We start from the raw sequence: 11,407 nt of genomic DNA, 5'->3' as shown, positions 1-11,407 counted from the left end.
ACTTCCAAAGCTTAATAAAAACTTTGGAATGCAACTATACCACATACGGTAAAAAGATAATAGCACCAATTATAACAGCTATTATAGCAAACAATAAAACTGCTCCCGCTGCGACATCCTTTGCAATTTTCGCAAACGGATGTATATTGATAGTCGCTAAATCTACGGTTTTTTCCACAGCTGTATTTACCATCTCTAAACTCATTACAATTCCTATTACAATAAGTAATACCATCCACTCTACTTTCGTAATATGGAAATAAAAGCCGCAGCATATAACAATGACTGCGGCTAAATAATGAATTTTCATATTTCGTTCATGACGAAGGCAAAAGAATACACCTGCTATAGCATACCCAAAACTATCTATAAGTTTTCCTTTTTTCATCGCCCTAATCCAAATGCATCTAAAATTTCTTTCTGTCTTCCAAACATTTCTTTTTCATCCTCTTCTGTCATGTGGTCATAACCAAGTAAATGCAAAAAGCCATGTAACGCTAAAAAGCCAAGTTCACGATCAAAAGAATGTCCATACTCTTCAGCTTGTTCTTTCGCTCTCGGAATAGAAATAATAAGGTCACCTAACATACGCGGCATCTCTACACCTACAATTTCCATTTCCCCTTCTCCCATTTCTTCCATAGCAAAGGAAATGACATCAGTAGGCTGATCCTTATCTCGGTAATCACGATTAATCTCGCGAATGCGTTCGTTATCTACAAATGTCACTGATAACTCCGCACCATCCTCTATTTTTTCCATTTGAGCTGCTTTTCCTAATATTTCATGAATTAAATTCACATATTCTTCTTTCACTTCTTCTGTTTCATCAATGAAATCAATTAATAAACTCATTCTTTCTCCTTCTCTTCCGGTGGTTCCGGATATGTAATACGCGAATGGAAAATACCATTTAACGTTTCACATAACGTTCTTCCAACGATTTGTAGTTCCTTAAATGTCAAATCACATTCACTAAATTGCCCATCTTGCAGGCGATCTTTAATAATACTTTGTACTAAATTATTAATTTGATCTGGTGTTGGGTGATTCATAGAACGTACCGCCGCCTCAACACTATCAGCGATACCAACGATTGCCGATTCTTTAGAAGTTGCTTTTGATCCCGGATAACGGAACATCTCTTCTGTATATTTTTCTTTATCTTCTTTAATCGCCTTATAATAAAAATATTTAAGGAGCGTTGTACCGTGATGTTGTCCAGCAATATCAATAATTTCTTGCGGAATATGGTATTCTTCGAGCATCCTTACTCCATCAGTTACATGAGCAATGATAATCTCTTTACTCGTCACAGGATCTAATTTATCATGTGGGTTTTCAATTCCCATCTGGTTTTCAATAAAGAATTGCGGTTGTACTGTTTTTCCTACATCATGATAATATGCCCCTACACGTGCTAATACACCATTTGCTCCAACTGCTTCACAAGCCGCTTCAGAAAGATTCGCTACCATTACACTATGATGATATGTTCCTGGTGCTTCTAACAAAATTCTACGCAAAAGCGGATGATTCGGACTTGATAGTTCCATAAGCTTCATGCTTGATACAATTCCAAGTCCACTTTCTAAATAAGGTAATATCCCCATAGCTAAAACGGAAGAGATAATCCCTGAAAGTGAAGCCATTAATAATTGCGTACCAATTTCAAGAGGTGAAAAATTCCCATTACGTAATAATAATAATGCCGCCAAGACGACTACATTTAAGATAGAAACAAGTATACCAGCTTGCAAAATCATCGTACGACGATTTTTTTCTCTTAAGAAAATACTCACTGATAATGAACTTAATAACACATAAATACCTACACTATAATTCAGTGTACTTGTTACCCCTTCATTAAACATAATACTTCCGCACACAGAAAAAATCATACTTGTTAAAAATACAAATCGATCGCCAATCATTAGTTTTACAAGTATTGTTCCCATCGCAACCGGGACAACATACGCAATTCCTGCATATTCAAGCTTTTGAAACAAACTAATAATTTTCATTAAAACAATCGTGATAGACAAAATTGTAATATACGCTAAAATATACGGTCTATCTTCTCTTTTCCGCTGTAAAAATACTTCAAACTGCTTATGCATAAAGTATAATAACACACCAATGAGCACCGCTAATCCAACATAAGGTTGAAAACTATTACCTTTCTCTAATAAACCGACTAATTTCAACTGATTATACATATCACTTGAAATTGTTTCGCCTTCTCTAACAATAACTTGTCCTTGAAGAATATAAACAGGTGGGACTAAATCCTCTTCCGCTTTCTTCTTCTCTTTCGTTACAACCGGATCATAAAAATAATTTGCTGTAATCGCATATGATCCTAGCGCATTAACAGCTTCCTTCAATCCGCTATTCACATTAAGGCTTTTCATTTCATTAACAAATCGCTCTTTTGCTGCTATTTCTTCGGACATTTTAATATTTCCACCCATAATAACACTAACAGACGTTAAAGCCGCGTTCTTTGCTAATTCTAGTTGATCCGGTTCTGAATTAATAAAGTACAGTAAAATCTCATCAGATAATTCCTTTGTTAAATTAGATGGCAACTTCTTCTTCAACTTTTCTAATTTATTAGCATCGGTCATCTTTTTTTGCTCTTCAGGTCCAGCAGCTTTCATCTCCTGAATTACTTCATTTACCTTGGCAAAAACATCATTTACAATATCTACTCTATTTTGTTTATATTCACTTCTATATGTATATTGATCCCCGACTTTTTGAGCGGCCTCTTGTTTTTTTCTGTCCGTTATAACCTTATCTTCAATTTTAATAGGAGAGTGAATTGTTTTTTTCGCAATAGAATACATATCAACATCTAATTGCTCTGGTTTCACATTATTCATAAGTGCAAAAAACAGCACTGCTCCTAATAAAACGTAAGAAATCCAACTTAGTTTTTTCGAATGTTGTAAATTACGAAACCACTTAGAAATTTCTTGAGATCTTAACATGATTTCAATACCTTCTCCTCTCCAGAAATAAAGTGAAACTATTTATAGCTTTCATTTCTTCTAGCTAACGATACTTTTAGGTAACATTTTTATACACCAGTACCTATAGTTTATTTCTCTTATCTTTTATGATAGTAAAAAATATGCCGTTCGCCAACCTTAATACAAAAAGAAATGACCCTGACAAATAGGATCATTCCATTTTATCATATGCCTCAATAATACGTTGCACCAGTGGATGCCTCACAACGTCCGTTTGTTCTAATGTAATGAACGAAAGACCTGATACACCAGATAAAATGTTAGAAGCTAGCGAAAGCCCTGATTTTACCCCTTTTGGTAAATCTACTTGTGAAGGATCTCCCGTAATAACCATTTTAGAACTAAAACCTAATCTTGTTAAAAACATTTTTATTTGTGCACCCGTTGTATTTTGCGCTTCATCTAAAATAACAAATGAATCATCGAGTGTACGCCCTCTCATATAAGCAAGAGGCGCGATTTCAATTACACCTCTCTCCATCATACGCTGCGTATATTCTTGTCCAAGAATATCGTGCAGAGCATCATACAACGGACGTAAATACGGATCTACCTTCTCTTTCAAATCCCCTGGTAAAAAACCTAAACTTTCGCCTGCTTCTACAGCCGGTCTCGTTAAAATAATTTTCTTTACATACCCTTGCTTTAAAGCTCTCACAGCCATTACTACAGCTAAGTATGTTTTCCCAGTCCCAGCAGGTCCAATTCCAAATACAATGTCATTCTTCTTCATTGCATGAATGTATCTTCTTTGCCCCATTGTTTTTACACGAATGGATTTACCTTTTGCCGTTTTAAAAATTTCTTCTTCATATAACTCTTCAAATTGAGCAATTTTCCCTTGTTGTGCGAGCTGAATTGCATACGCAACATCTCTTTCTGTAATTGACACACCTTTTCGAATAACAACAAGTAATTGCTGTAAGATTTTTTCTACGAGTGTCACAGTTTCAACTGCTCCAGATGCATGAACAGTTTCACCTCTAGTTACAATCGATACATTCAGTTCCCGTTCAATTACTTTTAAATGAGCATCATTGACTCCAAAAAGAGCGATTGCTTCGTTAGTATTTTCCAATTGTTGGTTCATTTCTACTAATTGTTCTGCCATTACTCAGTCTCCTTGAATATCGGATTCGGATATTGGTTGTGGCTCTGCAATATTTTCAATCACAGTATAATGCAATGTGACTTTTAGTTGATCCGCCTCAACCTCTTTACTCAAAATCTTATCACTTACAATCATAGCATGTTCATCCAATTTTTTCTTTAGTTCTTTTTCAGCCATCTCTTTTGCTACTTTCATTGCCTGTTTTTCTGTATATTCCCGGTTCGCTTCTTCCTCTTCTCGCACTATATCTTTTTCGTATGCAATCGGTAGTGTAAAACCAAATAATTTCACATCATGCTTTACACTTTCCGTACGGGAGCGTTTATACTTATCATGTTGAAATCCCCATATTTTTATTTTCGCACTCCCCAATTTAAGGTAATGCTCATTATACGTATTGCCAGTATATACTTGAAATTGCGTCTTCAGTGGCACATTCACATTAGATGTATACCACGTTTCACCATATACAATACCTTTCGCCGAAACAATCGTCTGACTCTCCTCATTACCGTATACCCCCGATACGAGAAGCTGCCCTTTTTCTACATGATCATTTTTTAGAACGACTGGTTTTCCTACTTCAACAAATGTTTTTGTAACAATCGCTTCTTTTTTTGCCACTAAATTTTGCGGTCTTTGTTCCTTTTCTTTTTTCGGCTCATTTTTTTCAACAATTTTAAAGTGGTACGTCGTTCCCCTTATTTCTAGTCCTGCCCAAGTAATCGCATTAATATTGTCTGTCAAATGACGTTGTACATCTTCTACACTAGGCATTTGGAATTGTAATTTTCCTTTTTTAATACCCATTTTGTCCAATTCTTTCATTAATATATATTCTGTTTCAGGTTTCGCTCCTGTAATTTCAATTTTCCAAACCATATTTGATAATGCAATCATGCCAAAAAAGAAAATTAAAAAACCAATTAAGAATCCACTATTTTTAATTAAGCGCTTATTCAAAAAAGGAAAACCGTAACGCCCAATAAAGTATAATTTACATTCATTTTTTCTATAAATCGGCTTGATTTTTTTCACATCTCGTAATAACATACAAAAAACTAACGTTTCATCAGCAATCTTCTTAACGTCCCAAACTAATAATTTTCTACGTACACATTCGTTAACGAACCGTTCCGCTCCTCTACCTTCAATTCGTACCTTTACATATCCAAGCCACTTTATAAACCATTTATTTTTCATCTACTGCCTTCACTACCTTTCCAAAAGTAGACACACTACTTTTCACTTTAATTAGCAAAATAGCTCGTACGAAAATGAAATACAAAGTTTTATTGTCCATAAATAGTAGGGTCAAATTGTTAGAATAAAGAAGAAAAACTTCACATACGGAAGTTTCCCTCACTTCTCTTTCTTTTCGTCTTCTAAAAATGTCACTTGCTCAATTATCCCTTCCAGCAAAAGTTCTTCCGGAAGGATTGTTTTAATAACAAAGGACTGTCCCTTAATTAATAATTGACCATGCTTTAATAACAATCTTACTTCTTTATCTGAAAACACTAATAAACCTCGATGATTTTCTATATAGATATGCACTTGCCCAACAAGCGTGATCCGAGGTAGATCCATTAGCACATCCACTGGCAGGTCTATTTGCTTCGTTAACCAATTCTTCATTTGTTCTAATTTTTTCATCTCAAAAGACCCCCTCTCATCCCATATGTATGAAAAAAGAGCTTGTAATATCACGTCCAAACTGAAAAAAAGCATAAAAAAACGTCTCATACGAAATGAGACGTTTTTTTATGCTAATAGCTGGATAACCAGCTTATTCACAAGTGATCCGTCTGTTTTACCTTTTACTTTCGGCATAACAGCAGTCATCACCTTACCCATATCTGCTTTAGAAGTAGCACCAACTTCAGAAATAACTTGCTTAATTACATTCGCTAATTCTTCTTCCGTTAATTGCTCTGGCAAATATGCGCTTAAAATCTGAATTTCACTTTGCAGTTTATCAACAAGGTCTTCACGACCAGCTTTTTTAAATTCAAGGAGGGAGTCCTTATACTGTTTTACTTCACGAGCTAAAACTGTTAATTCCTCTTCTTCAGTAAGAGTATGTTGCAGTTTAATACCTTCATTTTGTAAAGCAGCCTTAACCATACGAATGACGGTTAATTTTTCTTTTTGTTTATTCTTCATCGCTTGTTTCATATCATCGTTTAAACGACCGAGAAGACTCATAACTTACACCCTCTCTTAGAATTTACGCTTTCTTGCCGCTTCAGATTTCTTCTTACGTTTTACACTTGGTTTTTCATAAAACTCGCGCTTTCTTGCTTCAGCAAGTGTACCAGTTTTAGAAACCGATCTTTTAAAACGGCGAAGTGCATCCTCCAAAGACTCGTTTTTACGAACGACTGTTTTTGACATTCTCTTTCCCTCCCTCCGAAACATCACACTTACATACTAACTTCAGCATGCAAAAAGAAACACTTCTTCAGCATGTCTTTTACGATTATAATACATTTTATCACTTCAGGTCAACTATTTGGCAGAATAAAAGAAGAATAGATGCTCTTCCTTTTTCAAAAACTATGCAGATGGCTGTTATTCTTTTACCTGAAGACAACTATATTTTGGTCATTACACCTTTTTTCATACAGGAATGTACGAAACAACTACTCATTTCATACCTTTTCAGTACTTAACGTCTCCACTAAAAAAAGAAAGCATGCAAATCGTTTCCGTTTGCATGCTTTTTTTGCCCGCTATTTGCCAGGCAGTAAGACCCCCACTCAAAATTCAGCGAAAACAAAGAAGTTAGGTGGGGATCGTGCTGCCCGTAAAAGCCCGATTGGTGAGGGCTAATAATCAGCGGGGGATGAATCCTACGCTGATTACAGTTTCACTTTATGCGCTTGCTGATTCTTTTTTCACATCATCTTCAAGAACACGAACAAATTGCGCTTCATTATATGGATAACCAGCTTTCGTGATTTTCACTTTCACTAGTTTACCAATTAATTCTTCTGACCCTTCAAATACAATTTTCAAGTAGTTATCTGTATAACCTACATATAATCCTTCACGGTCGCCCTCTTTAAATTGCTCTTCTGGAATAATTTCAAGTACTTCGCCTTCAAACTGTGACGCATACTCTTTCGCTAATTGATTAGATAGTTCAATTAAACGGTGAACACGATCGTTCTTCACATCTTCAGGAACTTGATCTTCCATGCGTGCTGCAGGTGTTCCTGTACGTTTTGAGTAAGGGAACACGTGTAACTCAGAGAAGCGATTCTCTTTAATGAAATTGTATGTTTCCATGAATTCTTCTTCTGTTTCACCTGGGAAACCAACGATTACGTCTGATGTAATCGCAAGACCTGGTAACGCTTCTTTCAAACGATCTAAACGCTCTTGGAAGAATTCCATCGTATACTTACGACGCATACGTTTTAATACCGTATTAGATCCAGATTGCAACGGAATGTGTAAGTGACGTACAACTACTTCAGACTTATCTAACACTTCAATTACTTCATCTGAAATCTGACTCGCTTCAATAGAAGAAATACGAAGACGTTTTAATCCGCCTACTTCCGCTTCCATATCACGAAGTAAACCAGCTAAATTATAATCTTTAATATCTTCACCGTATCCACCTGTATGAATACCTGTTAATACGATTTCTTTATATCCTGCATCTACTAATTGCTGCGCTTGTTTAATAACTTCTTTTCCATCACGCGAACGCATTAAACCACGCGCCCAAGGTATAATACAGAATGTACAGAAGTTATTACAACCTTCTTGTATTTTTAAAGATGCACGTGTACGATCCGTGAAATAAGGTACATCCAGTTCTTCGTATACACGTGTTTTCATAATGTTGCGGACAGCATTAATTGGTTGACGCTCTTTGCGGAATTCTTCGATGTATCCTAACATCTTTTCACGATCCTGTGTACCAACTACAATATCTACACCAGGAATCGCCATAATTTCCGCTGGAGATGTTTGTGCATAACATCCAGTTACACAAATAACTGCATCCGGATTTTGACGAACAGCACGTCTAATAACTTGACGACTTTTCTTATCTCCCGTATTCGTTACTGTACACGTATTAATAACATATACATCAGCTTTCTTTTCATATTCAGTTCTTTCATATCCACCTTGTTTAAACAATTGCCAAATGGCTTCTGTTTCATAGTGGTTTACTTTACAACCTAACGTATGGAACGCAACAGTTGACATTGATCATCACCCCATCAATTCAAAATGATACGAAGCAGCACTTAACGCGTATAACGGCGCCGTTTCTGTTCTTAAAATTCTTGGTCCTAAACTACATGGTACAAATTTATGTTCACGAAGCGCTGTAATCTCTTCCTCAGCTAAACCGCCTTCTGGGCCAAATACAATCAATAGCTTTTGACCTGGTTTCATCATCGTTAAAGCTTTCGCAAAATTAGATTTCTCGCCTTGTTTCGCTTCCTCTTCGTAAGCAACAAGACAAACATCATACTCACCACTCATTGAAAGCAATTGTTTAAACGATGCCGGAGCATGTACTTCTGGAACTTCACTTCTATGTGATTGTTCCGCAGCTTCTTTCACAATTTTTCTTAAACGCTCAACTTTTTTATCAGCTTTTTTCGCATCCCATTTTACGATAGAGCGAGATGCTTGAAATGGTAAGAATGCAGCTGCCCCAAGCTCTGTTCCTTTTTGGAAAATTAACTCTAGCTTGTCTCCTTTTGGCAGTCCACTTGCAATCGTCACGAAAACAGGAAGTTCACTTGACGCCTCTACCCATTCTACAATAGCCGTATTAATAAATTCACTGGTAATTTCATCAATTGAACACACTGCTGTTTTTCCGTTTACACAGCAATAAATGCGATCACCAGCTGACATACGCATCACTCTTGCGATATGATGTACGTCATCACCTACAATGCGAATACTTGTCTCATTTACATATTTCTCTTCTACAAAATAACGTTGCATATAATCACCTTAGTAGAGTTTCGTTCCTTTCGTAAGTCAATACTTACGAAAAGAACGAAACGTTATCATTTTTCATATAACAAACGGCAAGTCCCTCACCTTATAGTGAGAGACTCTCCTTTTCATTATAGACTAAAATCTATATTACGCATTTCGTGCAATAATTGCTACCCAATCTTCCATTCGTAACACTTCTTCAATTGTAAATCCAGCTTTTTCTAGCGCCTCAGAAATCACTTTTTCCTTCGCAGCAATAATGCCCGATGTAATAAATAATCCGCCTGACTTCACAACTCTTGCTGCATCTTCAGGGAATAAAAGAATAATTTCTGCTAATAAGTTAGCTACGATTAAATCAACAGGACCTTCAATACCCTCTAAAAGACTATTCTGTCCAACAGATACGATATCATCTGTTTTATTTAAACGTACATTCATTTCTGCACTTTCAACCGCAACCGGATCTAAATCATATGCTTGAACAGAAGCCGCACCTAATTTTGCTGCTGCAATACTCAGTACACCAGAACCTGTTCCTACATCAATGATAGCGTCACCTGGCTGTACTGTTTTTTCTAAAGCACGGATACACATCGTTGTTGTTGGATGAGTTCCTGTCCCAAACGCCATACCTGGATCTAATTCAATAATTTTTTCTTCCGGAGAAGATGGTGTATATTCTTCCCACGTCGGTACAATTGTGAATGTATCAGAAATTTGTACTGGATGGTAATATTTTTTCCAAGCAGTAGCCCAATCTTCTTCATTGACTTCGTTAACGGTAATATTTCCAGTACCAATTTCGATGTCGTAAGATGGAAGCACATCAATAGATGATTTTACACCTGCAATTGTCTCCTGTAAAGAATCCGTTTGCGGGAAATATGCTTTTATTAACACACCTTCCTCCGGGTATTCATCTGGGTTCAATGCATAAATTTCACCATATTGTTGCTCGCGCTCTTTCGTCAACTCCGCCGGGTCCTCAATCGCAACTCCACTAGCACCAGCTTCATGTAAAATATGAGAGACAGCTTCTACTGCTTCTTCTGTTGTATGAATACTAATTTCTGACCATTTCACAATTTACCAACTCCATTTTTTATTTCCATTATTCCCCTTTGAAAGCACGTTTAAGCTTTCCGAATAAACTATCATCCTGCTCTTCTTGTCCTGCAAATTCACGTAATAAATCTTTTTGATGTGAAGTTAATTTCGTCGGTACAACAACACGCACGACTACATATTGATCCCCTTGACCATATCCACGTACGTTCGGAGCACCTTTTCCTTTTAAGCGGAATTCTGTTCCTGTTTGTGTTCCTGCTGGAATTTTCAGCTTCACTTTACCATGAACAGTAGGAACTTCCACTTCAGCACCAAGTGCCATTTGCGCAAACGTTAATGGCATTTCACAAATAATGTGATCTCCTTCACGCTCAAAGAATTCATGACTTCTTACATGAACAACAACATATAAATCTCCTGCTGGCCCCCCATTTACGCCCGCTTCACCTTTTCCAGATACACGAATTTGTTGACCGTTATCGATACCCGCTGGAATTTTAACGTTGATTTTTTTATGTTTACGAACTTTACCAGAACCGTGACATGTCGTACATTTTTCTTTAATCATTTGACCAGTTCCTGAACAATGCCCACAAGCTTGACGGTTTACAATACGACCAAATGGTGTATTTTGCTCTACACTTACTTGCCCTGATCCTGAGCAATGTTTACATGTTTCTTTTGAAGTTCCTGGTTTTGCTCCGCTACCTTTACAAGTATCACATGGATCTTCTACTGGAATCTCGACATTTAACTCTTTACCAAAAATAGCTTCTTCAAAATCTAAAGTAACTTGATATTGTAAGTCAGCACCTTGACGTGGAGCATTTGGATCACGACGTCTGCCGCCACCACCGCCAAAGAATGAACTAAAGATATCTTCGAAACCGAAGCCTCCGCCGAAGTCTCCTCCGCCGCCAAAGCCACCAAAGCCTTGATTTGCACCAGCATGACCAAATTGATCGTATTGCGCGCGCTTTTGATCATCACTTAATACTTCGTATGCTTCTTGTACTTCTTTAAACTTTTCAATTGCATTTTCTTCTTTACTTACGTCTGGATGGTATTTTTTAGCCAAACGACGATACGCTTTTTTTATTTCATCTTTTGAAGCACCCTTGCTAAGCCCAAGGACCTCATAATAATCTCGTTTACTCATAAATTTACAACCCCCGAATCTTTCACATAAACGTAATTTTAACAC

Annotated in this window: 12 protein-coding genes; all 12 read right to left on the bottom strand. The window is 36.7% G+C overall.

Annotated features, from left to right (window positions below):
- Positions 1 to 34: 34 nt before the first annotated feature.
- Positions 35 to 388, bottom strand: coding sequence for a diacylglycerol kinase family protein (locus tag V7S50_RS00280; protein ID WP_242252267.1), 354 nt, complete (start codon positions 386 to 388; stop codon positions 35 to 37).
- Positions 385 to 855, bottom strand: a complete 471-nt coding sequence (gene ybeY, locus V7S50_RS00275; protein ID WP_242252268.1) for an rRNA maturation RNase YbeY — start codon at positions 853 to 855, stop codon at positions 385 to 387. Before ybeY ends, V7S50_RS00280 begins: the two co-directional genes overlap by 4 nt.
- The gene (locus V7S50_RS00270; RefSeq protein ID WP_063222928.1) at positions 852 to 2,996 is read right to left on the bottom strand and encodes an HD family phosphohydrolase; all 2,145 of its coding nucleotides are present in this window, start codon (positions 2,994 to 2,996) and stop codon (positions 852 to 854) included. The genes ybeY and V7S50_RS00270 overlap by 4 nt, the downstream gene beginning before the upstream one ends.
- A 193-nt stretch (positions 2,997 to 3,189) precedes the next feature.
- Positions 3,190 to 4,149 carry a PhoH family protein gene (locus V7S50_RS00265; protein ID WP_016086243.1) on the bottom strand — a complete coding sequence of 320 codons (960 nt, stop codon included), beginning with the start codon at positions 4,147 to 4,149 and terminating at the stop codon, positions 3,190 to 3,192.
- Positions 4,150 to 4,152: 3 nt separating this feature from the next.
- Positions 4,153 to 5,352 carry a sporulation protein YqfD gene (gene yqfD / locus V7S50_RS00260; protein WP_242252269.1) on the bottom strand — a complete coding sequence of 400 codons (1,200 nt, stop codon included), beginning with the start codon at positions 5,350 to 5,352 and terminating at the stop codon, positions 4,153 to 4,155.
- Between the two features lie 159 nt (positions 5,353 to 5,511).
- Positions 5,512 to 5,805, bottom strand: coding sequence for a sporulation protein YqfC (yqfC, locus tag V7S50_RS00255; protein ID WP_000732265.1), 294 nt, complete (start codon positions 5,803 to 5,805; stop codon positions 5,512 to 5,514).
- A gap of 108 nt (positions 5,806 to 5,913) precedes the next feature.
- Entirely contained in the window at positions 5,914 to 6,357 is a 444-nt protein-coding gene (locus tag V7S50_RS00250) for a GatB/YqeY domain-containing protein (RefSeq protein WP_060632306.1), read from the bottom strand.
- 15 nt (positions 6,358 to 6,372) lie between these two features.
- Positions 6,373 to 6,546 carry a 30S ribosomal protein S21 gene (gene rpsU, locus V7S50_RS00245; protein WP_000048061.1) on the bottom strand — a complete coding sequence of 58 codons (174 nt, stop codon included), beginning with the start codon at positions 6,544 to 6,546 and terminating at the stop codon, positions 6,373 to 6,375.
- A 480-nt stretch (positions 6,547 to 7,026) separates the two neighbouring features.
- Positions 7,027 to 8,379: a tRNA (N(6)-L-threonylcarbamoyladenosine(37)-C(2))-methylthiotransferase MtaB gene (mtaB, locus tag V7S50_RS00240; RefSeq protein WP_000108686.1), complete on the bottom strand. Its 1,353-nt coding sequence runs from the start codon at positions 8,377 to 8,379 to the stop codon at positions 7,027 to 7,029.
- Positions 8,380 to 8,385: 6 nt separating this feature from the next.
- Positions 8,386 to 9,135, bottom strand: coding sequence for a 16S rRNA (uracil(1498)-N(3))-methyltransferase (locus V7S50_RS00235; protein ID WP_242252271.1), 750 nt, complete (start codon positions 9,133 to 9,135; stop codon positions 8,386 to 8,388).
- Positions 9,136 to 9,279: 144 nt separating this feature from the next.
- Positions 9,280 to 10,218 carry a 50S ribosomal protein L11 methyltransferase gene (prmA, locus tag V7S50_RS00230; protein ID WP_063222923.1) on the bottom strand — a complete coding sequence of 313 codons (939 nt, stop codon included), beginning with the start codon at positions 10,216 to 10,218 and terminating at the stop codon, positions 9,280 to 9,282.
- 28 nt (positions 10,219 to 10,246) lie between these two features.
- Entirely contained in the window at positions 10,247 to 11,362 is a 1,116-nt protein-coding gene (gene dnaJ, locus V7S50_RS00225) for a chaperone protein DnaJ (RefSeq protein WP_063222922.1), read from the bottom strand.
- Between the last annotated feature and the right edge of the window lie 45 nt (positions 11,363 to 11,407).

Origin of the sequence: Bacillus sp. CCNWLW194, assembly GCF_037120585.1 — a bacterium.
GTDB classification, from domain to species: domain Bacteria; phylum Bacillota; class Bacilli; order Bacillales; family Bacillaceae_G; genus Bacillus_A; species Bacillus_A basilensis.
Note: the sequence above shows the minus strand (reverse complement) of the source record. Positions and strands in the feature narration are given on the sequence as shown.